Genomic DNA, 25,824 nt, shown 5'->3' on the forward strand with positions numbered 1-25,824 from the left:
CGTCTTTTGGTGGGTCGGTTTTTTTTTTGATCTGGATCAATAAATACCCCGTACTGGTATTTCAATGTAGGCTTTTTAATGTATTGCTCTCGCCTCTATACCCACGAATAATTAATTCCAGATTATTCAGGTTTTAAAGTTGGCCATTTGGCTCGGCGGCAGCCTCTTGGACTTTCGAGTTCGTAGCGAGGGAGAGTCCGGTTTGAGACAGATTTCACGCATTTTCGGGGCGAATAACCCTTGTGTAACAAGGAAATGCGATGAAATATGACCAAATCCGGCTTTTCCGCAGCAGAACAGTCGAAAGCCTGACAGGCTGCTAGACACTTAGGAGAAAGTCGATGTTTAAAAATGCATTTTCAACATTGCAAAAAATTGGCAAGGCGCTGATGTTGCCGGTGGCGGTATTGCCGGTGGCGGGTTTATTACTCGGGATTGGTGCTTCGAATTTTTCATTTATTCCAGCCATTGTTTCGGATTTGATGGAAGCAGGTGGCGGTGCTATTTTTGGACATTTGCCACTGATTTTCGCCATCGGCGTTGCTTTGGGTCTGACCGAAAATGATGGTGTAGCCGCTATCGCAGCGACAGTAGGTTTTGTCGTGTTGCTGGCAACGATGGGGGTAATGGCGCCAGTCATGGGCGTTGAACCTGCTACGGTCATGGGAATGAAATCGATGGAAACCGGCGTCTTTGGCGGGATTATCATCGGTGGTGTTGCAGCAACGCTGTTTAATAAATATTACCGGATCGAATTGCCGTCTTATCTCGGGTTTTTTGCCGGCAAGCGTTTTGTTCCGATTGTGACCGGCATTGCGGCGATTTTTGTTGGTGTGCTCATGTCTTTGATCTGGCCAACAATTCAGGGTGGAATTAACAACTTCTCGCAATGGGCTGCGCATTCTGACCCGCGTAGCGCGGCGACCGTGTACGGTTTTGTTGAACGGATGTTGATTCCATTCGGTCTGCACCACATCTGGAACGTACCGTTTTTCTTTGAAATCGGCTCGTTTACCGATGCTGCAGGCAAAGTGGTTCATGGCGATATCGCGCGTTTCTTTGCCGGTGATCCTACGGCCGGTATCTTGTCGGGTGCTTTCTTCTTCAAAATGTTTGGTTTGCCTGCTGCCGCATTTGCCATCTGGCATACCGCCAAACCCGAGAAAAAAGTCGCCGTTGGCGGAATGATGGTGTCGGCTGCGCTGACTTCATTTCTGACCGGGATTACCGAACCGATCGAATTCGCGTTTATGTTTGTTGCGCCTGTACTGTATGTGATCCATGCGTTTTTGGCCGCATCTGGTCAGTTTGTGGCAAGCACATTGAATATGCACATGGGCTTTACCTTCTCGCAAGGCGGGATCGATTTCCTGATTTTCAATGCCTTCGGTGTGTATGCGAAAAACTGGTGGTATGTGCTGATCGTCGGGCCGATTTATGCCGCGATCTATTACAGCATATTCCGCTTTGTCATTACCAAATGGAATCTGAAAACGCCGGGTCGTGAAGATGACAGCGCTGAAACGGCGACGGTAGCGACTGCCAGCAGTGGTGGCATGGCGCATGATCTGGTTCTGGCTTTTGGTGGTGCAAGCAATATCGCTTCGCTTGATGCATGTATCACTCGCTTGCGCGTTTCTGTTGCCGATGTGGCCAAAGTCAACCAGGCAAAACTTAAATCATTGGGCGCTACTGGAGTTATGCAGGTTGGTAACAATATGCAGGCTATTTTCGGCACCCGTTCGGAAAATCTGAAAACTGCCATGTCGGAATATATGAAGTCTGGCGCGACTCAGGCAATGCCAGAGGCTTCGTCGAATTTGGCCTTGCAAGCGGCGCTGGGCGGTAAAGCCAATATCCGTAGTGCTTTGCCTACCGCAGTGACGCGAATTCGGGTTGAGCTGGTTGATCCTAAACTGCTCGATCTTGATGCGCTCAAAGCACAGGGCATCGAAGCGGTTGTGCCATTGAACGATGGTGTGGTTCACCTGATTGTCGGTGATCGTGCCGAGCAGTTGGCTAATTTATTACTTTAATCAATCCTGCTGCTTGAACTGAGCCCATCCCTAGGATGGGCTTTTTGCTGTCTATTGGTGGCAAATTTTGCTGGATAGTCTCGCGGCTTTCAGCCAAACTTTGTCTATGGCACGTGAAAAACACTTAAAACTTCCTAGTTATCGCCCGGCAAGCTGGCTGCCTGGTGGTCATGCCCAGACCATTTACGCTGCGACCTTGCTCTGGCAGCGACCGATCAAATACCAGCGCGAACACTGGACGACCCCCGATCTGGATGCCATTGGCGTCGACTGGACTGGAGGACGCGCAGGCACACCCTTGATTGTGCTGTTTCACGGTCTGGAGGGGAGTTCGCATAGTCACTACGTGTTGTCGCTTTTTTCTCAGGCGTATCGGCAAGGCTGGCGCGGTGTTGTCCCGCATTTTCGGACTTGTGGCAATGTGCCCAATCGCTTGCCGCGCAGTTACCATGCCGGTGATTCAGCCGAAATTGACTGGATCTTGCGACGACTGAAAAAACAATTTCCCAATATTCCCTTGTTTGCCGTCGGTTATTCGCTCGGCGGTAATGCTTTGCTGAAATGGCTGGGTGAGCAGGGCGAACAGGCTGGCAAGATCCTTTATGCCGCTGCTGCGGTTTCTGCCCCCATGGATCTGGCCGCATGCGGCAATCAACTTGATTCGGGGCTGAACCGTCATCTGTATACGCGCGGCTTTCTGGGAACGATGCGTAAAAAAGCCCAATATAAGCTCAAATTTTCCGAAAATCCGTTTATTGATTGGCAGCAAGTCAAAAAAGTACGCACCTTGCGCGAGTTTGATGATCTGGTGACTGCACCATTGCATGGCTTTTTTGGCGTCGAAGATTACTGGAGCCGTGCAAGCAGCAAAAGCGTGCTCAAACAAATTGCCGTGCCGACTTTGATGATCAATGCGCTGGACGATCCCTTTGTTCCTGCGCATAGTTTGCCGGGTGAAAATGATGTTTCGGAACATGTGCAACTGATTCAACCCCGCAACGGTGGGCATGTCGGTTTTGTTTCCGGCTGGCCGCCGGGCCGTTTGAACTGGCTGCCGGATACCTTGCTGAAATTTTTTCAATATCACACGCCGCTGGTGAAATAAATGAATCGCGTGCCTGCTGAAATTTTTAAAGCTTATGATGTGCGCGGCCCGGTTTCATTGTTGAGCAGTGAAGTGGCTTACTGGGTAGGTCGTGCCGTTGGCGCACAAGCTAGGGCGCGCCATATCAAAACGATTGCGCTGGCAGGAGATGGCCGTTTATCGACGCCTGAATTGATGCAGGCTACCGAGCACGGATTGCTTGAGGCAGGGGTATCTGTCTGCAAGCTAGGTCTAGCTAGCACTCCATTGCTATACTTCGCTGCAAAACATCATGCGGACGCGTCTGGGGTGATGATTACCGGTAGTCATAATCCGCCCGAATACAATGGCATCAAGCTGGTGCTGGGTGGCGAAACCATCGATGGCGCTGCACTGCAGCAATTGCGCGAACAAATCGAGGCTGATGATTTACCGCTGGCCACTGGTGGCGTGGTGCAGCATATCGATGTTCACGCTGATTATTTGCGGCAATTAAAACAGGCCATCGGGCTGGCTAATGACATCAGTCGACGGATCAAAGTCGTGATTGATTGCGGCAACGGGATTGCTGGTGCTGTCGCGCCGAGATTATTTCGCGAACTGGGTTGTGAAGTGATCGAGTTGTATTGCGACGTCGACGGTCATTTCCCCAATCATCATCCCGACCCGCAAGTCGCTGAAAATTTGCGCGAGCTGCGTGCCAAAGTCGCCGAATTGAACGCTGATATCGGCATCGCTTTTGACGGCGACGGTGATCGCCTTGGCGTCGTCACGCGCAGCGGGCAGATTATTCCGGGTGATCGGCTGTTGATGATTTTCGCCAGCATCGTCTTGGCGCAGCAATCCGGCCATGTGCTCTACGATGTGAAATCGAGCCGCGCCGTCGCGCAGTGGGTTAGGCAATTGGGCGGCACATCGGAAGCGATTCCAACCGGCCATTCGCATATGAAACGCAAACTCAAGCAAAGTAAAGCGCTGCTGGCGGGGGAGTTGTCGGGGCATTTCGCTTTTGCCGGCTGGGGCGTTGATGATGCCTTGTACGCAGGCGCCAGATTGCTCTGTTCGATTGCTGACGGGCTTGAACTCGATGCCCTGCTGGCCAAATTGCCAATATGTCTGAGCACGCCCGAATTGCAAATTGCGCTGACCGGAGCCGGGCATTTGCTGGTCAAAGACATCGCAGCCAAGGCACAATTTCCCACCGCAAGCAGCATTAGCTTCATTGACGGCTTGCGAATAGAATACGCCGACGGTTTTGGCCTGATTCGCGCGTCGAATACGACGCCGGTACTCACATTACGTATCGAAGCCGATGACGCGTCCGCGCTGCATCGCATCGAACAAGAACTCGCCGCGGCCATCGCGCCGCTTCCTTTTCCTCAATACAGTTTGAATCAATGACCCAGCTTCCTCCGCACCACCTGATTGCCGCCAACGTCGCCGCAGCGCTTGCCGAAGACATCGGCGAATGTGACTGGACCGCTCAGCTCATTCCCGCAACGAACACCGCGCAGGCGCAAATCATCGTCCGAGAAGCCGCCGTGATTTGTGGCCTGCCGTGGGCGAATGAAGTTATCCGCCAAGTCGACGCTAGCATTCAAATCGACTGGAAAATTACTGAGGGGGAGTATGTGGCTGCGGATCAAGTGTTGTGCGTTCTGCAGGGCAATGCCCGCCCTTTATTAACAGCCGAGCGTAGCATACTGAATTTCATCCAGACTTTATCTGCCGTCGCGACTGAAACTCGTCGTTACGCCGACGTTGTCGTTGGCACCAATGCCGTCGTTCACGACACGCGCAAAACCATTCCCGGCCTGCGCCGCGCACAAAAATACGCCGTGACCGTCGGTGGCGGTGCCAATCAACGTATGGCTTTATACGACGGCATTTTAATCAAAGAGAATCACATCCTAGCCGCAGGCAGCATCGCGAACGCACTCGCCGCAGCGCAAGCACTTGCGCCCAAACATGTCACGATCCAGATTGAAGTCGAAAATCTGGACGAACTCGCGCAAGCACTCGCTGGCGGCGCTGTGTCAGTGCTGTTAGATAATATGAGTTTGGTTGATATGCGCCGTGCGGTTGAAATGGCGCAAGGTAAAGCCATATTGGAAGCATCGGGTGGCGTAGATCTAACGACCATTCGTGCGATTGCCGAAACCGGCGTTGACCGGATTTCAGTCGGTAAACTCACCAAAGACATCCAGGCCATCGATTTATCGATGCGATTTAGCTGAGCTAAGCCATGATCCACAAAGCCCGCGTCAGCGGGCTTTGTGCTTTTCAGCCTTTAGCCTGCTGCGATGCGTTTTATAGGTTCTTTTTGTTTTCAGTGACTTAACGCCTTTGTGGCATTTTCTTGCTCGATAGCAGTTGACGGGTTCCGGTCCGGTTGGTATAGTTCGGCCTCTCTGCTGATGACGCAACGAAACGAAGTGTGTTTCTTGGTTGTTCAGCCCGATCTTTAACAATCTACAGCCGATGAGTGTGAGCCCTTGATTCGTAAGTCAAATCAAGTGCTTGCACTCAATTGAAAAGAAAATTGAAAGACGAACTCTTTAGAGTTTATCTCGCAGTTTCTTTGAGTATTGAAGTACAAGCCAAGTAGTAAACATAGCATAGCGATTAAACGAAAGAGTTTGATCCTGGCTCAGATTGAACGCTGGCGGCATGCTTTACACATGCAAGTCGAACGGCAGCACGGACTTCGGTCTGGTGGCGAGTGGCGAACGGGTGAGTAATACATCGGAACGTACCCAGTAATGGGGGATAACTATCCGAAAGGATAGCTAATACCGCATACGCCCTACGGGGGAAAGAGGGGGATCGCAAGACCTCTTGTTATTGGAGCGGCCGATGGCTGATTAGCTAGTTGGTGAGGTAAAGGCTCACCAAGGCGACGATCAGTAGCGGGTCTTAGAGGACGATCCGCCACACTGGAACTGAGACACGGTCCAGACTCCTACGGGAGGCAGCAGTGGGGAATCTTGGACAATGGGCGCAAGCCTGATCCAGCAATGCCGCGTGCGTGAAGAAGGCCTTCGGGTTGTAAAGCGCTTTTGTCTGGGAGCAAATCCTTGTGGCTAATACCCACCGGGGATGAGAGTACCAGAAGAATAAGGACCGGCTAACTACGTGCCAGCAGCCGCGGTAATACGTAGGGTCCAAGCGTTAATCGGAATTACTGGGCGTAAAGCGTGCGCAGGTGGTTTGTTAAGCGCGATGTGAAATCCCCGAGCTCAACTTGGGAATTGCATTGCGAACTGGCTAACTAGAGTACGGCAGAGGGGGGTGGAATTCCACGTGTAGCAGTGAAATGCGTAGAGATGTGGAGGAACACCGATGGCGAAGGCAACCCCCTGGGCTGATACTGACACTCATGCACGAAAGCGTGGGGAGCAAACAGGATTAGATACCCTGGTAGTCCACGCCCTAAACGATGTCAACTAGTTGTTGGGCTTTTCGGAGCTTAGTAACGCAGCTAACGCGTGAAGTTGACCGCCTGGGGAGTACGGTCGCAAGACTAAAACTCAAAGGAATTGACGGGGGCCCGCACAAGCGGTGGATGATGTGGATTAATTCGATGCAACGCGAAAAACCTTACCTGGTCTTGACATGTACGGAATCCTTGAGAGATCGAGGAGTGCCTTCGGGAGCCGTAACACAGGTGCTGCATGGCTGTCGTCAGCTCGTGTCGTGAGATGTTGGGTTAAGTCCCGCAACGAGCGCAACCCTTGCCATTAGTTGCCAGCATTCAGTTGGGCACTTTAATGGGACTGCCGGTGACAAACCGGAGGAAGGTGGGGATGACGTCAAGTCCTCATGGCCCTTATGACCAGGGCTTCACACGTCATACAATGGTCGGTACAGAGGGTCGCTAACCCGCGAGGGGGTGCCAATCTCACAAAACCGATCGTAGTCCGGATTGCACTCTGCAACTCGAGTGCATGAAGTCGGAATCGCTAGTAATCGCGGATCAGCATGTCGCGGTGAATACGTTCCCGGGCCTTGTACACACCGCCCGTCACACCATGGGAGTGGGTTTCACCAGAAGTAGGTAGGCTAACCGCAAGGAGGCCGCTTACCACGGTGGGATTCATGACTGGGGTGAAGTCGTAACAAGGTAGCCGTAGGGGAACCTGCGGCTGGATCACCTCCTTTCAAGAGCAAGACCTGCGGGTCAAGGACTCACACTCATCGGCTGTAAATTTGAAGATACAGAGACGACTTCATTCATAAATGAAAGAAGTTGTTGAGTTGGAAGCTGGGTCAGTAGCTCAGTCGGTTAGAGCACCGTGTTGATAACGCGGGGGTCATAGGTTCGATTCCTATCTGACCCACCATTGACGAGTCAATGGAAACAGCTTAGTCATGCCAGATTGGGGGATTAGCTCAGTTGGGAGAGCACCTGCTTTGCAAGCAGGGGGTCGTCGGTTCGATCCCGTCATCCTCCACCACGCCTTGCGGCGAGCACTGTGCAAGCGGTGGCGCAGCAAACAAGAGTTCAGAATTCAGTCAGTAGACGAATCAGAAATAATGATTCGGTCTGGTGATTTTGTTCTGGTTTCTTAAATCAGACCCACACAGGAATGTGTGACTGTATCGTTCTTTAACAAAATAGAAGAAGTAATATCTCCTAATTAAACAATGTGAAAACAGGGTAACTTGTTTTTACAGTAATAAATTGGGTTGATTGTATCTGCTGATCGAAAGATCAGCCGTTGTAGGACCTGAGAAACCCTACAACAAGTCGTAAATACGAAACTCTGACCAAGAGTACGGTAAAACGTGTTTGAGGTTATAGGATCAAGCGAATAAGTGCATCTGGTGGATGCCTTGGCGATGATAGGCGACGAAGGACGTGATAGCCTGCGATAAGCGTGGGGGAGCTGGCAAAGCGCTTTGATCCCACGATTTCCGAATGGGGAAACCCGGCCCTTTTGGGTCACTCATCACTGAATACATAGGTGATGTAGAGCGAACGCGGTGAACTGAAACATCTAAGTAACCGCAGGAAAAGAAATCAACCGAGATTCCCAAAGTAGTGGCGAGCGAAATGGGAAGAGCCTGTACGTGATAACTCAAAGCTTAATAGAAGGCAATGGAAAGTGCCGCCATAGTGGGTGATAGCCCCGTATATGAAAAGCATTGGGTGGTACTAAGCGTACGAGAAGTAGGGCGGGACACGAGAAATCCTGTTTGAAGATGGGGGGACCATCCTCCAAGGCTAAATACTCATCATCGACCGATAGTGAACCAGTACCGTGAGGGAAAGGCGAAAAGAACCCCGGGAGGGGAGTGAAATAGAACCTGAAACCGGATGCATACAAACAGTGGGAGCCCACAAGTTGGGTGACTGCGTACCTTTTGTATAATGGGTCAGCGACTTACGTTCAGTAGCAAGCTTAACCAAATAGGGGAGGCGTAGGGAAACCGAGTCCGAATAGGGCGCACAGTTGCTGGGCGTAGACCCGAAACCAAGTGATCTAGCCATGGCCAGGATGAAGGTGCGGTAACACGCACTGGAGGTCCGAACCCACTAACGTTGCAAAGTTAGGGGATGAGCTGTGGCTAGGGGTGAAAGGCTAAACAAACTTGGAAATAGCTGGTTCTCCTCGAAAACTATTTAGGTAGTGCCTCATGTATCACTGACGGGGGTAAAGCACTGTTATGGCTAGGGGGTCATCGCGACTTACCAAACCATGGCAAACTCTGAATACCGTCAAGTGCGAGCATGGGAGACAGTCCTGGGGTGCTAACGTCCTGGGACAAGAGGGAAACAACCCAGACCGCCGTCTAAGGTCCCAAATGATCAATTAAGTGGAAAACGAGGTGGGAAGGCACAGACAGCCAGGATGTTGGCTTAGAAGCAGCCATCATTTAAAGAAAGCGTAATAGCTCACTGGTCGAGTCGTCCTGCGCGGAAGATGTAACGGGGCTCAAATTGATAACCGAAGACGCGGATATGTACGATGTACATATGGTAGAGGAGCGTTCTGTAAGCCTGTGAAGGTGTCTTGAGAAGGATGCTGGAGGTATCAGAAGTGCGAATGCTGACATGAGTAGCGATAAAGGGGGTGAAAAGCCCCCTCACCGAAAACCCCAGGTTTCCTGCGCAACGTTCATCGGCGCAGGGTGAGTCGGCCCCTAAGGCGAGGCAGAAATGCGTAGTCGATGGGAAACAGGTTAATATTCCTGTACTTGGTATTAGTGCGATGTGGGGACGGAGAAGGTTACCTCAGCCAACGGTTGGAAGAGTTGGTTTAAGCGTGTAGGCGTGTAGCTTAGGCAAATCCGGGCTACTTTAACGCTGAGGCGTGATGACGAGTCGACTTGTCGACGAAGTGAGCGATACCCTGCTTCCAAGAAAAGCCACTAAGCTTCAGCTAATATCGAACCGTACCGCAAACCGACACAGGTGGGTAGGAAGAGTATTCTAAGGTGCTTGAGAGAACTCGGGAGAAGGAACTCGGCAAATTGACACCGTAACTTCGGGAGAAGGTGTGCCTCTAGTAGGTGAAGGTGTACAACTGGAGCCCAATGAGGCCGCAGAGAAATGAGGGCTGCGACTGTTTATCAAAAACACAGCACTGTGCTAACACGAAAGTGGATGTATACGGTGTGACGCCTGCCCGGTGCTGGAAGATTAAATGATGGGGTGCAAGCTCTTGATTGAAGTCCCAGTAAACGGCGGCCGTAACTATAACGGTCCTAAGGTAGCGAAATTCCTTGTCGGGTAAGTTCCGACCCGCACGAATGGCGTAACGATGGCCCTACTGTCTCCTCCCGAGACTCAGCGAAGTTGAAGTGTTTGTGAAGATGCAATCTCCCCGCTGCTAGACGGAAAGACCCCGTGAACCTTTACTGTAGCTTTGCATTGGACTTTGAAGTGGTTTGTGTAGGATAGGTGGGAGGCTTTGAAGCTGGAACGCTAGTTTCAGTGGAGCCGTCCTTGAAATACCACCCTGACCCCTTTGAGGTTCTAACCTTGGTCCGTTATCCGGATCGGGGACCGTGCATGGTAGGCAGTTTGACTGGGGCGGTCTCCTCCCAAATTGTAACGGAGGAGCTCGAAGGTCGCCTAGGTACGGTCGGACATCGTACTGATAGTGTAATGGCAAAAGGCGGCTTAACTGCGAGACCGACAAGTCGAGCAGGTGCGAAAGCAGGACATAGTGATCCGGTGGTTCTGAATGGAAGGGCCATCGCTCAACGGATAAAAGGTACTCCGGGGATAACAGGCTGATTCCGCCCAAGAGTTCACATCGACGGCGGAGTTTGGCACCTCGATGTCGGCTCATCACATCCTGGGGCTGTAGCCGGTCCCAAGGGTATGGCTGTTCGCCATTTAAAGTGGTACGTGAGCTGGGTTCAAAACGTCGTGAGACAGTTTGGTCCCTATCTGCAGTGGGCGTTGGAAGTTTGAGGGGGGCTGCTCCTAGTACGAGAGGACCGGAGTGGACTGACCTCTGGTGTACCGGTTGTCACGCCAGTGGCATTGCCGGGTAGCTAAGTCGGGAATAGATAAGCGCTGAAAGCATCTAAGCGCGAAACTAGCCTCAAGATGAGACTTCCCTAGGTCTTTAAGACCTCTAAAGGATCGTTCGAGACCAGGACGTTGATAGGTCGGGTGTGGAAGCGTAGTAATACGTTAAGCTAACCGATACTAATAGCCCGTGAGGCTTGATCCTATAACCTGAGACGCGTTGTTGCGATGAAGGTGCAATCGACCCGATTGCGAATTGTTGAATAAAGAGATGAACCGGCGAGTGAAAGCGAGCTGATGAAAGATTACTTCTTCTATTGATTTCGAGTGGTTGCAAAGGTAAAAACCTAAGCAGTCAACTCACCCAGTTTTGTCTGGTGACCATAGCGAGGTGGTCCCACTCCTTCCCATCCCGAACAGGACAGTGAAACGCCTCAGCGCCGATGATAGTGCGGATTGCCCGTGTGAAAGTAGGACATTGCCAGACTCCCTAAAAGAAAAGCCCAGCTCAACCGAGCTGGGCTTTTTGCTGGGCGAGAGAAAGAGGGTATTGCCTTGTGGGCTAGGCTGGCCATGCTCTGCGTAGCTATACCCATATTTGCCGCTGATAAAGAAAATGCGACTACAGTCTTTTCCTTGCTGTGCTGCCATGCGCTTGCGGTTAGAATAGCGCTACTTTTGATTGCATGGATTTAAGCAATGAGCTCGGTACTCGATGTGGTGATTCTCGCCGCCGGTAAAGGCACGCGAATGTATTCTTCCCTGCCCAAGGTGTTGCACAAGCTGGCTGGTAAACCACTGGTTCAGCATGTGATCGATACTGCTCATGGCTTGAATCCACATCAACTCGTTGTCGTTTACGGCTTTGGTGGCGAAAAGCTGCAAGATGCGCTCTCAGGTCAGAATCTCGGCTTTGCCCTGCAAGTAGAGCAGCTCGGCACAGGCCATGCTCTGGCGCAAGCCGTCCCGCAATTGAATGGCGACACAGCGCTGATGCTGTACGGCGATGTGCCATTAACGCGGCTGGCGACGCTGCAAAAACTGCTCGCTGTATGTGATGGCGGCAAGCTTGGTATTCTGACTGACATTCTCGACGATGCGACCGGCTATGGCCGGATTGTTCGCAATGCGGCGGGTCAGGTGACGCACATCGTCGAGCAGAAAGACTGCACAGCCGCTGAAGCCGCAATTCGTGAAATGAATACCGGCATTCTGGTTTTGCCGACTGCGCGTCTGAAGGGCTGGCTGTCCGAGCTGAAAAATGACAATGCCCAAGGCGAATACTATGCGACCGATCTGATCGCGCTCGCCGTACGCGATGGCGTCGAGATTGCGACGGTACATCCGCAGGATCACTGGGAAGCCGAAGGCATCAACAACAAACTGCAATTGGCTGCGCTGGAACGCATTCATCAACTGGAAATCGCCCGTTCACTGCTCACCGCGGGTGTGGGGCTTGCTGACCCGGCGCGGATCGATGTGCGTGGCAAGATCGAACACGGTCAGGACGTCAGCATCGACGTCAATTGCGTGTTTGAAGGCACGGTAACGCTGGGTCAAGGCGTCAGCATTGGCGCGAATTGCTACCTGAAAAACGTCACGATTGCTGATGGTGCAGTGATTCATCCCTTCTGCCATCTGGAAGACGCCGTGATCGGCGCGGGCAGCCTGATTGGTCCGTACGCGCGCCTGCGCCCCGGTGCCGAGCTGGCGGCTGAGGTGCATATCGGCAACTTCGTTGAAGTGAAAAAATCGACAATCGCCCAGGGTAGCAAGGTTAATCACCTGACTTATATCGGCGATACGACGATGGGGGCGGGTGTGAACGTCGGCGCGGGAACGATTACCGCCAATTACGACGGCGTGAACAAATTCCGCACCGTAATTGAGGATAATGTGCGGATCGGCTCGAACAATGTACTGGTTGCGCCGCTGACGATTGGTGAAGGCGCAACGACCGGCGCGGGTTCGGTGATCAGCAAGGATGCGCCAGCAGGGCAATTGACCGTTGCGCGGGCGAAGCAGATGACGATTGCAGGCTGGCAGCGGCCAGTTAAAAAATAGGGGTATATGGCTGTGGGCTTTTATTAATATTGCTTGCTGGCATATACCTATTAAAAAGGCCGCGTAAAGCGGCCTTTTTGTTTGAATGGACTAAAACTTAACTCGCAACAGCCCAGTTCTTCAGCGTCACATAATCGGTTTTGCCCGTCCCCAGCAGCGGAATCGCGCTGACGATGCGCAGATCGCGCGGGACGGCGAGTTCGGGCGCACCGAGTTCACGCGCTGCGGCGAGCAGCGCATCGCGGCTCAAATCGGTTTGCGTCGTGAACAGAACCAGCGCCTCACCCTTGGCCTCGTCGGCGCGCGCGCTGGCGGCGTGTTGCATCTCGGGTGACGCTTTGCGTGCAATGGCTTCGACAACTTCGAGCGAGATCATTTCACCGGCGATTTTGGCAAAGCGTTTGGCGCGACCCTGGATGCAGATATAACCATCGGCATCAATCGTTACAATATCACCGGTGTCATACCAGGCGATGCCGTCCTCGGTGGGCAGCGTATCCAGCTGACCGGGGTTTTCATAGCGCAGATACCCTTTCATTACATTTGGCCCGCTGACGAGCAACTGGCCGCCCTCATCGATACCCGGAATGGGTATCAGCTTGTGGCGCATACCGGGAACGAGCTGTCCGACAGTACCCTTGCGGTTGGCCATCGGCACATTCACCGCGACGACTGGCGCGCATTCGGTCACGCCGTAGCCTTCCAGAATCCGGATGCCGAATTGCTCGATATACGCCTTGCGGACGTTTTCATTGAGTTTTTCCGCACCGGCGACAACGTAGCGCAGTTGGCCAAAATCATAAGGGTGAGCGTATTTGGCGTAATTGCCGAGGAAAGTGCTGGTGCCAAACAGCACGCTGCAACCGCGGTCGTAAACAATCTCCGGAATGATTCGGTAATGCAGCGGGCTGGGGTAGAGAAACACCGGAACGCCGGTAACGAGTGGCAGCAGCGCGCAGGCCGTCAACCCGAACGAGTGGAACAGTGGCAAGGCGACCATAAATTTATCGCGCGGCGTGAAGTCGGCCAGCGCGCGGATTTGCGCGACATTGGCAAGCAGGCCATTGTGGCTGTGGACGACGCCTTTGGGTTTGCCTTCCGAGCCCGAGGTGAACAGGATGGCCGCGGCGTCATCGGGTGATTGCTTGATGGCAAAACTGCCCGGCCATGCCATTCCGCACAGCACGCGCAGTTTGTCGCCCGGCCCGATCAGGCCACGCAGGTCTTCCAGATACAACACGTCAATGCCGGGTAGCTGATCGACCAGTGCTTCAAGCTTGCCCTTGGCGATAAAGGCGCGCGAGCTGACGATGGTTTTGATATTGGCAGCGATACAGGCCGCCAGTATGCCTTCGCGACCCGCGCTGTAATTGAGCATCGCGGGTATACGTGCTCTGGCGCTCATTGCCAGCAGCAGTGCTAGGGTCGGGGTGGTATTGGGCAGCAAAATACCGAGTGCTTCATGCGGTGTCGAAATCCGGTCAACAATGCACGACAAGCCGAGGATTTTTTTCGTCAGGCTGCCATAGTTTTCTTCGTTTTGCGAAATATCTTCGACCAGCCCGAAGCTGCGGCCAAAAGCCTGTTGTGCGTCGAGATAAGCCTGAAATAATGTCCGCTCCGGGCGGGTGGCGACGAGCATTTCAAGCAGAATTTCGCGCATCAATTGCCCGGCTTTGCGGCGGCGCGCTTTGGCGGAGGGGAGGTCGGGCATCGCGATATGGCGTCGTCCCAGCACTTGCAGGCTGATTTTCGGAAACAGCGTGCGCGGGTAAATACCGCCCAAACGACTGAAAAAGGTTCGTGCCGCGCCAGAAATCCGAACCGGAACAATCATCGCGCCGGTGCGCGCTGCGGCGAATGCGGCACCGTCATACACCTTCATCAGCGAGCCGGTCGTCGTAATGCGCCCTTCAGGGAAAATCACCACCGGCTTACCCGCTTCGAGCAAGCGAACCACGGCCTTGATCGCCAGCGGATTGGTCGGGTCGACCGCCAGATAATCGCCCAGGCTCAAGAAAATCCGGAAAAACCAGTGTTTGGCCACCGAAGTATGAACAACAAAAGTCGCGTCGATCGGCAGGTAGGCGGCGAGGAAAATGCCGTCGAGAAATGATTCGTGATTGGCGACAATCAGCGTGCGCGGGTTATGAAACACGCTGAAATCACCCTTGATCGTCAGGCGAAAACAGACCCGGAACAAGGTTTTCATGGTGTTGCGAAACAAGGTTTTGAGCATGGTGGCTAAACGCTGACGGACAAATAAGCTTGAATCTTAGCAATAAACCCAAGGCATGTATTTTTAACCTGCTTGATGTCAGCTTAAAGACAGATTTTTCGTCTATGTCTTGCCCGAAAAGAAATTCCATTCAAGCGAGTAATGTCTTGATTCGTCGCGCAAATCAAAATGTGCAACTGCAAAACAAATGCCAACATCGCTAGGCGGTAAAGGTATAATGTTGAGTAATCAGGCGAGCACCCATACATATTTGGGGTATATTGCCGCAAGCCAATTCTAATCTGCTTTTCAGGTAAATACATCATGGCAAAAATGCTGGACCAGGCGCTGACTGACGAAGAGCTTGATCAGCTCGATCAGTTTTTGTACTCCGACGCGGTGGGAAAAGACGCCATGTCGCTGTCAATGCTGCACGGCTACCTGACAGCCATTCTGATCGGTCCGGCGCAAGTGATGCCAACCGAATGGCTGGGGCAAATCTGGGACAAGCCCGAAGCGGTGATGTTCGCCCAGCCTGAAGCCGACGCGATGATTGATCTGGTGATGCGACTTTACAATCAGATCGCCGACGAGCTGGCGCAAGAGCCGCCGGTTTACGAGCCCTTGCTGTACTGGGAAGACGACAGCCAGCAACATTCAAGCATCGAAGAATGGAGTCTGGGCTTCTGTTTTGGCGCGGGTCTGGCCGAAGAAGAATGGCAACCTTTGCTCGAGGAAGAAGAAGGCCAGTTTATGTTTATGGCGATCATGAGCGGCTCGGACGACGAAATGCGCGCCGACATGCAGCGCGAAGGCATCAATCTGGTTCAGCACGACAATGAAATTGCCGAACAGCTGCCGGAAATCGTCCTCGAAATCCGCGACTTTTTCCGTAACCGGCAAATCAGCGAGTCGGGCAAGCACCGACTGCATTGATCCATTACTTGGATTGCAAAACCCCATCACAGCATGCTGTTCTGATGGGGTTTTTTATTGACTGCGCGCCTTGCCCCTATCGGGTAAAATAGCGCTTTGTTTTTGAATAACGGCGATGTCTCGCCGTGCAAGGATATTTATGAGCCTCAAGTGCGGCATCGTCGGCTTGCCGAATGTGGGTAAATCCACACTATTTAACGCTTTGACCAAAGCTGGGATCGAAGCGTCCAACTATCCGTTTTGTACCATCGAGCCCAATGTCGGCATCGTTGAAGTGCCCGATCCTCGCCTTGGCCAGCTCGCGGCGATTATCAACCCGCAAAAAATCCAGCCTGCGATTGTCGAGTTTGTCGATATTGCCGGTCTGGTCGCGGGCGCTTCGAAAGGCGAGGGCCTGGGTAATCAGTTTCTGGCCAATATCCGCGAAACCGACGCGATTGTGAATGTGGTGCGCTGCTTTGAAAATGACAACATCATTCACGTTGCTGGCCGCGTAGACCCGATTGACGACATTATCGTCATCGGCACCGAGCTGGCTTTGGCGGACATGACTACCGTAGAAAAAGCCATCCAGCGTGATGGCAAGAAAGCGCGTTCGGGCGATAAAGAAGCTTTGGCCACAGTGGCGGTTCTGGAAAAACTGCTGCCGCATCTGAACGAAGGCAAACCAGCACGTTCGGCTGGGCTGTCTGACGAAGAAAAACTGGCGATTAAATCGCTGTGCTTGCTGACGATCAAACCAGCGATGTACGTTGCCAACGTCGCTGAAGACGGCTTTGACAACAACCCGCTGCTCGATAAAGTGACCGCCCACGCCAAAGCTGAAGGCGCGCCAGTCGTTGCGGTGTGTGCTGCGATTGAATCGGAAATCGCCGAGCTCGATGACGCTGACAAAGCTGAGTTTCTGGAGTCGATTGGTCAGGAAGAGCCAGGTCTGGATCGCCTGATCCGCGCCGGTTACGACCTGCTTGGCCTGCAAACCTACTTCACCGCAGGCGTAAAAGAAGTACGCGCGTGGACCATTCACAAAGGCGATACTGCACCACAAGCCGCCGGCGTGATTCACACCGACTTCGAACGCGGCTTTATCCGCGCGCAGACCATCGCATTTGACGATTTCATCCAGTACAAGGGTGAACAAGGCGCCAAAGAAGCCGGCAAGATGCGCGCCGAGGGCAAGGAATACGTCGTGAAAGACGGCGACGTGCTCAATTTCCTGTTTAACGTCTAAGTGTAAATATTTATAAGTCGGGTTGTTTGTATTCGATCTGATGGTTGTTGATTGCTCTGCATCTGGCGGTATGTTTTTTGCTGACAGCGGATAACCGGTTTTGGCCGGTACACGCAGGGCATTCGGGTATAATCAACTGATTGAATCGCCGAATTATCGAGGGTTGAACCATGAGCCGTACTGTTGTGTGTGTCAAATTGGGTCGTGAGGCCGAAGGTCTGGATTTTCCGCCGGTTCCGGGCGAGTTGGGCAAGAAAATCTACGACAACGTATCCAAAGAAGCATGGCAAGCCTGGGTGAAACACCAGACCATGCTGATTAATGAAAACCGTCTGAGCCTGGCCGATCCGAGTGCGCGTAAATACCTGCAGCAACAAATGGAAAATTATTTCTGGGGTGCCGGCGCTGACATGATTCAGGGTTTTGTTCCGCAATAATGTTGTAATGATTCAGGCCGCATAATGCGGCCTTTTTTGTCTTTTGATTTGAGCGACAAGTGAGCCATGACGTATAAACCTGCCGACAATCAGCTGATGCTCAATCGTGAATTGGGTCTACTGGAATTCAATCGCCGCGTATTGGCGCAAGCCGAAGATGCGCGTAATCCCTTGCTGGAGCGCTTGAAATTTCTCTGTATTGTGTCGAGTAACCTGGACGAGTTTTTCGAGGTTCGCATCGCATGGCTGAAAGAAAACATGCGGCACAACCCGACGCGGCTGCTGCCCGAAGGGCTGACGCCGCATCAGGCGTTTGATCTGGTTTGTATCGAAGCGCATGATCTGGTCGAGCGCAAATACCGCGTATTACGCGAAACGATTTTTCCTGCGATGGAAGCCGAAGGCATTTACTTCTTCCGCCGCAGCTTGTGGACTGATGCGCAGCGTGAATGGGTGCGCAACTATTTCTTCCGTGAATTGATGCCGATTCTGACGCCGATCGGGCTTGATCCATCGCACCCTTTCCCGCGTTTGTCGAACAAGATTCTGAACTTCGTCGTCGAGCTCGAAGGCCGTGATGCGTTTGGCCGTAATTCCGGTATCGCGATTGTGCAGGCGCCGCGAATTTTGCCGCGTTTTGTCAAAATGCCAGCCGACATTGCCGGTACCGAGCATGGCTTTGTTTTCCTGTCGTCGATCATGCATGCGCATATTGATGAACTGTTTGTCGGCATGCATGTGCTGGGCTGCTACCAGTTCCGCGTCACGCGCGATTCGGATGTTTCGGTCGATGATGAAGACGTCAAGGATTTGCGCGCTGCGATTGAGGGCGAATTGTCGCAACGTCCGTTTGGCGATGCGGTGCGGCTCGAAGTGGCCGACAATTGCCCGAAACATATTCAGGACTTCCTGACCGGCCAGTTTTCATTGACCGACGCTGACGTTTATCGCGTCAATGGCCCGGTCAATATGGTACGGCTGATGCAGGTCCCCGATCAGGTTGACCGGCCTGATTTGAAATACCAGCCATTTATGCCGGGTGTTCCGCCGGAGCTGCGCAAACAGAGCGATTTCTTTGCCGCAATCCGCCACGCCGATATTTTGCTGCACCATCCCTACCAGAGCTTCACGCCGGTGGTTGATTTCCTGCAGCAGGCTGCGCGCGACCCTGCGGTTGTCGCGATCAAAATGACGATTTATCGTACCGGTGCCGAATCGATCCTGATGGATGCGCTGCAGGAGGCTGCGGTACGGGGTAAGGAAGTCACCGTCGTCGTCGAGCTGATGGCGCGGTTTGACGAGGAAGCCAATATCAACTGGGCGGCCAAACTCGAACGTGCCGGCGCGCATGTGGTGTATGGCGTATATGGCTATAAAACGCACGCCAAAATGTTGTTGGTGGTGCGACGCGAAGAAGGCCAGCTTAAACGCTACGCGCACGTCGGCACCGGCAATTACCACCCGCGTACTGCCAAGCTGTATACCGATTTCGGCCTGTTTACTGCCAACCGGGAAATGACCAGCGACGTTAATGACGTCTTTATGCAGCTGACCGGCCTTGGCTTGGCGGGCGATCATCATCAGCTCTGGCAAGCGCCGTTTACGCTGCATAGCAATTTTATCGCCGCGATCGACCGCGAAATTACCCATGCCAAAGCAGGCAAGAAAGCCGTCATTATCGCCAAAATGAATGCGCTGCTTGAGCCGACGATTATCGACAAATTGTATGAAGCTTCCGGCGCCGGCGTGAAAATCCACCTGATCGTTCGCGGCGTTTGCGCGTTGCGGCCGGGTTTGCCGGGGATTTCGGAAAATATCCGCGTGCGCTCGATTGTTGGCCGTTTCCTTGAGCATCACCGCGTGTATTACTTCTTTAACGATGGTGCCGAAGACGTTTATTTGTCGAGCGCAGACTGGATGGGGCGTAATCTGTTCCGCAGGATCGAAATTGCCTTCCCGGTGCTCAATCCGAAAGTCAAACGCCGGGTGATTCGCGAAAGTATCCGGCCTTTCCTGGTCGATAACACTCAGGCCTGGGAAATGCTCTCTGACGGTCGCTACCGCCGTAAAGTCGCGCGCGGCGACAAGCAGCGTTCGGCTCAGGGCGTGATGCTGAGCGAGCTCATCGCCGGAACAAGGACCTAGTGGGTATGTGCCTGTATATTAATTTGGTATTGCTCTACAGGTGTATACATTGCAGGGTATATTGAAAAAGGCTGCCGAGGCAGCCTTTTTGTTGCGCGGTATTTCCCGCAGAAATTTATTGCAGTGCCAAGCCCAGACTCGCACGATAATGACTGGCCGCTTCATCACCACGTTCAAGCTGGGTGAGTAATTCGGCCAGCTCGGCATGTGCAATGGCACTAGGTTGTACGGCAATGCTCGCTTCGAAATAGCTTTGCGCCTTGCCCCAGAGCTCGCGTTTGCGGCACAGCCGACCCAGCGTCAGCAACAACAACTCATCGCGCGGATGCGCTTTGAGCCAATTTTCGGCTTGCTGCAATTGTGCGGTTTGCTGTTCGGCATCGAGAGCGAGCAGACCGTAGGTCAGCAGTAACTCGGGGTGCCAGTCGGCGCCCAGCGCTTTTTCCAGTACATCTTTAGCCTGCAAGGGCGCATCCTGCGCGATATAACAATTAGCTGCTGCCTGCACCAGCTGAGGATTGTGCTGTTCCTGTGTAGGCAGTTTTTTCCACCAGTCTTTGAGCTCGATCGGTGTCATCGGGTGTTTTTTCAGCAATTGCAGCTGCGCGGCAATACGAATATGCGCGGCCTGCTCGGCGTCAAGCGCGTCGGTTTTGCTCAATTGCTCAACGAGCTTGAGGATGGCTTCCGGATTTTGCTCGCGCTGGCGCAAGCGCAGCTCGAGTTTGAGTGCATTGGTCAGTTTCGGCGCTTGTTCGCGCGCCGTGCTGATCGCCTGACCGGCTTCGCTATAACGGCGCTCATCGAGCCATAACTCGCCGCAAGTGATCAGTGTGGCGAGGTGATCATCACCCAGACGCTGTTTCAGCTGCTGCAGGATTTGGTCGCGCTGGGCAAAGTCGCGCATGGTATGCGAAGCGCGTGCCGCGAGGATGCCGTTGACAGCAAAAGCATCGTCTTCACCGCTCTTGGCACTGTTGACCATGGCTTCGGAAGCCAGTCGTGCGGCGCGCTGGAAACGACCTTCAAAAAAGGCAATCCGTGCATCGCGTTCGAGTTTGACCGACGCTTCTTTGGCCTGTTCGGCCTGATAGCGGCGTACCCGCTGCGGCAGTCCGGCGATTTCGACCAGCATTTGCACCAGCAAATACAAGGCGATCACGCTGAGCAGCAGCAGGACAATAAAGACATTCAGCGACACTTCCATTCGCCACGGCGGCAGGAAAATCAATGCGTAGCCGGTATTGAGCTGGGCAAACATCGTCATGCCGACTGCGATTGAAAACAGGCCGATCAGCCAGAGCAAGAGCTTCATGGTTTCACCCTTTCTGCTGTCGTGCGGGCGCTACGTACGGCGGTCAGGCTCGCGGAGAGATCCGGGATGGCGATATGCAATTGCTGGGTTTCCAGTTGCTTGAGCTGCAAGATGGCGTTTTGTGTTACTGGCATTTGCTGATCGAAATAGCTTTGCAGATATTGCTTCACGGCCGTGATATCGGCGCGGAAAGTCGCTTCATTGCGTTGTAACACCGAAATACGTGCGCTCAGCAGTCGCAGCTTGATATTTTCACGCAAAAAGAACGCCTGTTCAGGTGTAAGCAGCGCCGCTTCCGGTTTGTCCATCCGGCGAATCTGGATCAATTGCCTGAATTCGGCCCACAATTCGCTCATTAGCTGACGTACCGTGCTTTGGCCTGCACTGTCGGCAGGCTGCTTTTTCGGGATGTCATGGCCTTCATCAATCAGCAGTGGCAGGGTGTCGGCCTTGCTGATCAGGCTGTCGAGTTTGGCAATCATGCCGACGACATCCAGATACGGCGTCGCCTTGAGCGCATCCATATCACTGCTTACGGCCTGACGTACGCTGATCAGTTCGGGACGGTTGAGTCGTGCCAGCTGCTGTTCGATGTTCGAGAGCCCGTTGAGCGCCAGATTGACGTCGCCCGAGAGTTGCAATTGCTGGCTGGCAAAAGTCAGCATTTGTTCAAGTTCGGCCAGCGTGTGGGCTGATTCTGCACGGGTCAGTGCGTCGTACATATCGGTCAGCGCTTGCTGACGGCTATCCGATTCGGCCAGCTTGCCGGCCTGATTCTGCAGCTGGACTTGCAGTTGCTGCTGATCTTTGCTGATCTGCTGGTGATTGCTTTGCAATTGCTGCTGCAGTTTCTGGTTGCTGGTCTGCTGGCTGGCCAGATCGGCTTTCAACTGCGTCAGCGTATATTGCTGATGTAACCAGACTGCGCCACTTGATAGTATTGCCACCAAAGCCAGCGCAATTGCTGGCTGGGGCAAGATACGGCGCTGGGGTACTTGCAGTGCGGCGGCGAGAGTATCGGAATTATTTTCTTGGGTCATAGATTTCTGCATCAAAGATGAGGTCAGCGAACGGTTATCGCGGCAAGTGCCGTGCCCGCAGCTTCGCTAAAGTGCAGGCAAATCGAACGGGTGATGCCACTATCGCCTGCCTGAGTCAGCGCTGTCCGGCAAGCTCCTTGAGCTTGCAAGGCATTGATGATTCGCGGGTGCGGGGCGAAATACTGTACTGATTGTAGCCTGTGCCGCGCCAGCTCTCCACCAATGGCGAACAAGTGTTGTGCTGCTTCCGAGCTGGAAACAATCAAGCCATCGCAACCTTGATCCAGTTGCGCGATTAATTCCTCGGCAGTCCAGCCCGGCGCCTGGCGCTGATACGCGCTGACCAGTTCAATCTGCGCGCCGCGTTCGGCCAGCGCCTGTGGCAGCAGATCGCGCCCGCCCTGACCACGGAAAATCATGATTCGTTGGTTGGCCAGATTGTGCAGCTGCGGCATCGCGAGTAATCCCTCGCTGTCGAACTGGGTTTGCGGAGAAATCAGCGTTTGAATTCCCAGCGCCTGAGCCCGTTTGGCGCTGCCCGGGCCGATCACGGCGACGGGAACATGCTCTGGCCAGCCGGTTGATAAACGCGAAAAGACGGCATCAATCGCGGACGGGCTGATAAAAATGGCCAGATCAACGCTCTCAAGCTGCGCCAGTGCGTTTTCGAGCGCTTGCGGGTCGGGCGGCGGTGCAATGTTCAGTAAAGGAAAAGTGACAACTTCGGCACCTTGTTCATTCAGTGCCAAAACCAGCTCGGCCGCTTGCGCTGCGGGTCGCGTGACCCACAGGCGGCGGCCTTGCAAGGGTTGTGAAGCCGCTTCAGTCATGCGCCATTTGTTTCAGAATTTCGCGCGCGCCTTCAGTACACAACAGATCAGCGACGGTGCGACCCAATCCGTCGGCGGCGGCGTACGAGCCATTTGATTCGGCAGTCACGACTTGCGAGCCATCGGGCAGCGCAATCAGACCGCGCAAGCGTAAAAAGCCGTCATCGCTGGTTGCATACGCTGCGAGCGGAATCTGGCACGAGCCATTGAGGCGACGTGACAGCGAGCGCTCGGCTTCAACCGCAGCGGCAGTGGCCGGATGATTGAATGGCGCGAGCAGAGCGGCCAGATCGGCTCGGTCGCTGCGGATTTCCAGCCCCAGCGCACCCTGACCTGGTGCAGGCAGGCTGATTTCTGGTGAGAGTTCGTTGCGAATTCGCTCGCCCAGCCCTAGGCGTTTCAAGCCCGCTGCAGCGAGGATAATCGCGTCAAACTCACCATCGTCGAGTTTGCGTAAACGCGTATTCACATTGCCGCGCAATGGTTTGATCGTCAGCTGCGGGTAGCGCATCCGTAGCTGGCTTTCGCGGCGCAGGCTGGCGGTGCCGACGATGGCGCCGGCAGGTAATTCATCCAGACTGGCGTATTGGTTTGAGACAAAGGCATCGCGCGGATCTTCCCGCTCGCCGACGGCGGCGATGCTAAAACCTTCGGGCAAGACCATAGGCACGTCTTTCATCGAATGAACGGCCAGATCGGCGCGACCATCCTGCAAGGCTTGTTCGAGTTCTTTAACAAACAGTCCTTTGCCGCCGATTTTATTGAGCGTGACATCGAGAATCCGGTCGCCTTGCGTCGTCATGCCGAGCAATTCGACTTGCAAAGACGGGTAAGTTTGCTCCAGCCAGGCTTTGACGAAGTGCGCCTGCCACAGCGCAAGAGGACTTTCCCGAGTGGCAATTACGACGCGTCGTAAATGGGTCGATTCGGACATCAGCAACACCTCTTTAGCAATGGCAAAAACGCAAGTCTACCACGACTCGATTTGTCGGGATTTTCAGCGGGAGTCCGCAGCTGAACAAGAAAAAGCCCAATCAGCGATTGGGCTTGGTATTAGCTTGATTTTTTGTCGTCTTTGGGAGGCTCTGGCGGCTCCAGATCCAGCTCCAAAATCCCGATTTGTTCATCCGGTTCGGCCTGGATTTTCAATGCCAGCTCTTCAAGTTCTTTGTCGTGGACAGAGACTGCCGTTATTTCTTCGCCCGTAGCCGATAAATCGGGCAAATCCAGCATATGATTTTCCGGCTCGGCAACTTGGGTGGGGAATGGCATCGCGCTGCTGCTTTGCATCAGCGTGGTCATCAAAGAAATATCCGGGTTTTCCGGCGAGGCCAAATCCAGCTGCAAATCATTGGCAATCGGTTTGCTTGGCGCCAGAGTGCGGGCATATTCTGGCGTATGCTCAAATGCGGGGGCTTCTGATGCCGCCTGAGTTATCGGCTTAGCCTGTTCGCGTAAATACAGCGGATTTTCCGGATCGAGCTTGGCGCCGATATTGCGTACCAACTCCCAGTCGGCAGCATCGTGGGGATGGTGTCTCAAGTTTCTGGCCAATTGCGCGTATTCGGTTTTCATTCCCTGTTGACGGAACAGACGGAACAGCATCAGCCAGCGCTCGATGTCGGTCGGATCTTCGTCAATGCAGTGATACAGCACATCAATGGCCTCGACGACTTCGCCTTGGGCAATCAAGGCTTGAGCATGTTCCATATCGTAGGCGATGTCCTGCACTTCGATGTTTGGCGGTCTCTCCTGTCGGGTGAGCATAGACAGCATGGTGTTCTTGGTCAAAAAACCGACGATGGTGCGAGGCGATTCTTGTGTGCTGATGTCGTCTGCCGGTGATAATTCATCGTCCTGCTGCCATTGTGCAGACCCGTTGGCGCTGCGGCGGCGAAGGAACACGATTAACGCGACCAGACTCGCAAAGATTAAGCCGCCCAGAGTCCCCCAGAACACCAGCGATGAGCTGCGGTCTTCTGCGACGGGTGCTTGATGTTCAGTAAGCTCTGCGGGAGCGGGTTGCGGAATACTGGTCGCGCTGGCTGTGCTGGCGATGATGGTTGTTGCGCTGCTTGCCATACTGGCCGACGCGGCTTGCGGTGCGCTGGCGGCGGAATTCATCTGAACCAGCCGCATATTCAACTGTGTGACTTCCAATTGCATTTTTTCTTGCAATTGATTCAGTTCGGCGATTTTTTGCTCCAGCAAGCGGGCGTATTCGGCATCGCTGCCGCGCATTGTCTGAGGCTGGGGCGTGCTTGATAAAGCACCATCGAGCCGCAACAAGCCGGTTTCTGTTGCTACCGGCTTGGGCTCCGGTTTTTTGCGTGAACGCAACTGCGTAGGAATGACAATTTCAGAGTCTATTGCGATGGGTGTGTCCCGGCCATAGTCGGGATTGGCGTCGAGCAATTTATCCAGGTACAGCGAATACTGTGACGAGCTGGCTGGATAATAGCGGCTGGCAATGTCGGCCAGCGTCGTCGATGAGCGCGTTGTGATGGTTTGCTGTTTTGTACTCGTCCGGCTGCTGACCGGCAGGCTGCTTGCCGTGAGCGGAGCGACTTCCAGAAAAGCCGTATAGCTGCGCGACAGATTCAGATTTTCGCAAGCAATACGGATGCCGACCTTGATGGCCGGCTCGCCGAGTAAATTGGCTGAGCTGATCAACAGCATGCCGCTGCGCTCGTTGCGGCTGCGCAGCGTAATACTGGCATTATCCAGATCGGGAATATCCCCGTCGGCCTTGCTCAAGCTGATGCAGTCGCTATACAGGGCTTCATCGGCATTAAGCGTATATGGAATGGTGGCGCGAAATGGCTGGCCAATATACGACTGCAGTTGCAGCTCGCCCAGTGTCAGCGCATGGCCAGCAGCAGGCAGCAACACGCTAATCAGCGCAAGGCGATGGGTCAGAGTCAAAGTTTTGGGCAGGAGCACGGGCATGGTCAATGGGCAAATCAGCCTGATTGAAAGAATAAAATGTGATTGAAAACGAC

Annotated in this window: 15 protein-coding genes, 2 tRNA genes and 3 rRNA genes; 14 read left to right on the forward strand and 6 right to left on the reverse strand. The window is 53.6% G+C overall.

Annotated elements, in window-relative coordinates:
• Positions 1-341: 341 nt before the first annotated feature.
• The 10 genes from ptsG (at position 342) to glmU (ending at position 12,670) form a co-directional block, all read left to right on the forward strand.
• A complete protein-coding gene (gene ptsG / locus ACG2XO_RS05490; RefSeq protein ID WP_410499815.1) occupies positions 342-2,036 on the forward strand; it encodes a PTS glucose transporter subunit IIBC in 1,695 nt (564 codons plus the stop codon).
• A 67-nt stretch (positions 2,037-2,103) separates the two neighbouring features.
• Positions 2,104-3,141, forward strand: coding sequence for a YheT family hydrolase (locus ACG2XO_RS05495; protein WP_410499816.1), 1,038 nt, complete (start codon positions 2,104-2,106; stop codon positions 3,139-3,141).
• The gene (locus ACG2XO_RS05500; RefSeq protein WP_410499817.1) at positions 3,142-4,521 is read left to right on the forward strand and encodes a phosphomannomutase/phosphoglucomutase; all 1,380 of its coding nucleotides are present in this window, start codon (positions 3,142-3,144) and stop codon (positions 4,519-4,521) included.
• Positions 4,518-5,357, forward strand: coding sequence for a carboxylating nicotinate-nucleotide diphosphorylase (gene nadC / locus ACG2XO_RS05505; RefSeq protein ID WP_410499818.1), 840 nt, complete (start codon positions 4,518-4,520; stop codon positions 5,355-5,357). Before ACG2XO_RS05500 ends, nadC begins: the two co-directional genes overlap by 4 nt.
• 390 nt (positions 5,358-5,747) lie before the next feature.
• Positions 5,748-7,281: ribosomal RNA gene (locus ACG2XO_RS05510) — 16S ribosomal RNA — on the forward strand.
• 105 nt (positions 7,282-7,386) lie between these two features.
• A tRNA-Ile gene (locus tag ACG2XO_RS05515) sits at positions 7,387-7,463 on the forward strand.
• Positions 7,464-7,501: 38 nt separating this feature from the next.
• Positions 7,502-7,577: transfer RNA gene (locus ACG2XO_RS05520), tRNA-Ala, on the forward strand.
• 347 nt (positions 7,578-7,924) lie between these two features.
• Positions 7,925-10,811, forward strand: a 23S ribosomal RNA gene (locus tag ACG2XO_RS05525).
• Between the two features lie 168 nt (positions 10,812-10,979).
• Positions 10,980-11,093, forward strand: a 5S ribosomal RNA gene (gene rrf, locus ACG2XO_RS05530).
• Together the 16S, 23S and 5S rRNA genes with 2 tRNA genes alongside form the textbook arrangement of a ribosomal RNA operon.
• Positions 11,094-11,305: 212 nt before the next feature.
• A complete protein-coding gene (gene glmU / locus ACG2XO_RS05535) occupies positions 11,306-12,670 on the forward strand; it encodes a bifunctional UDP-N-acetylglucosamine diphosphorylase/glucosamine-1-phosphate N-acetyltransferase GlmU (protein WP_410499819.1) in 1,365 nt (454 codons plus the stop codon).
• A 97-nt stretch (positions 12,671-12,767) separates the two neighbouring features.
• On the opposite strand, the gene aas is transcribed toward glmU, so the two are convergent.
• Positions 12,768-14,909 carry a bifunctional acyl-ACP--phospholipid O-acyltransferase/long-chain-fatty-acid--ACP ligase gene (aas, locus tag ACG2XO_RS05540; protein ID WP_410499820.1) on the reverse strand — a complete coding sequence of 714 codons (2,142 nt, stop codon included), beginning with the start codon at positions 14,907-14,909 and terminating at the stop codon, positions 12,768-12,770.
• Between the two features lie 303 nt (positions 14,910-15,212).
• Here aas and ACG2XO_RS05545 point away from each other — a divergent pair, with 303 nt between their 5' ends.
• The 4 genes from ACG2XO_RS05545 to ppk1 all read left to right on the forward strand — a co-directional run bounded on the left by ACG2XO_RS05545 (position 15,213) and on the right by ppk1 (position 19,637).
• Positions 15,213-15,824, forward strand: coding sequence for a YecA family protein (locus tag ACG2XO_RS05545; protein WP_410499821.1), 612 nt, complete (start codon positions 15,213-15,215; stop codon positions 15,822-15,824).
• Between the two features lie 139 nt (positions 15,825-15,963).
• On the forward strand, positions 15,964-17,055 hold the full coding sequence (gene ychF / locus ACG2XO_RS05550; protein WP_410499822.1) for a redox-regulated ATPase YchF: 1,092 nt from the start codon (positions 15,964-15,966) through the stop codon (positions 17,053-17,055).
• 170 nt (positions 17,056-17,225) lie between these two features.
• Complete coding sequence (locus tag ACG2XO_RS05555; RefSeq protein ID WP_410499823.1) at positions 17,226-17,492, forward strand: oxidative damage protection protein; 267 nt, start codon at positions 17,226-17,228, stop codon at positions 17,490-17,492.
• Between the two features lie 66 nt (positions 17,493-17,558).
• Positions 17,559-19,637 carry a polyphosphate kinase 1 gene (gene ppk1 / locus ACG2XO_RS05560; RefSeq protein ID WP_410499824.1) on the forward strand — a complete coding sequence of 693 codons (2,079 nt, stop codon included), beginning with the start codon at positions 17,559-17,561 and terminating at the stop codon, positions 19,635-19,637.
• Positions 19,638-19,752: 115 nt separating this feature from the next.
• Here ppk1 and ACG2XO_RS05565 read toward each other — a convergent pair whose 3' ends face one another.
• The 5 genes from ACG2XO_RS05565 to ACG2XO_RS05585 form a co-directional block, all read right to left on the reverse strand.
• Complete coding sequence (locus tag ACG2XO_RS05565) at positions 19,753-20,952, reverse strand: heme biosynthesis HemY N-terminal domain-containing protein (protein WP_410499825.1); 1,200 nt, start codon at positions 20,950-20,952, stop codon at positions 19,753-19,755.
• On the reverse strand, positions 20,949-21,992 hold the full coding sequence (locus tag ACG2XO_RS05570; RefSeq protein ID WP_410499826.1) for a uroporphyrinogen-III C-methyltransferase: 1,044 nt from the start codon (positions 21,990-21,992) through the stop codon (positions 20,949-20,951). The genes ACG2XO_RS05565 and ACG2XO_RS05570 overlap by 4 nt, the downstream gene beginning before the upstream one ends.
• Before the next feature lie 23 nt (positions 21,993-22,015).
• Complete coding sequence (locus tag ACG2XO_RS05575) at positions 22,016-22,822, reverse strand: uroporphyrinogen-III synthase (protein WP_410499827.1); 807 nt, start codon at positions 22,820-22,822, stop codon at positions 22,016-22,018.
• The gene (gene hemC / locus ACG2XO_RS05580; RefSeq protein ID WP_410499828.1) at positions 22,815-23,756 is read right to left on the reverse strand and encodes a hydroxymethylbilane synthase; all 942 of its coding nucleotides are present in this window, start codon (positions 23,754-23,756) and stop codon (positions 22,815-22,817) included. Before hemC ends, ACG2XO_RS05575 begins: the two co-directional genes overlap by 8 nt.
• 119 nt (positions 23,757-23,875) lie before the next feature.
• On the reverse strand, positions 23,876-25,771 hold the full coding sequence (locus ACG2XO_RS05585; RefSeq protein WP_410499829.1) for a FimV family protein: 1,896 nt from the start codon (positions 25,769-25,771) through the stop codon (positions 23,876-23,878).
• Between the last annotated feature and the right edge of the window lie 53 nt (positions 25,772-25,824).

Origin of the sequence: Chitinibacter sp. S2-10 (assembly GCF_046530675.1) — a bacterium.
Taxonomy (GTDB): domain Bacteria; phylum Pseudomonadota; class Gammaproteobacteria; order Burkholderiales; family Chitinibacteraceae; genus Chitinibacter.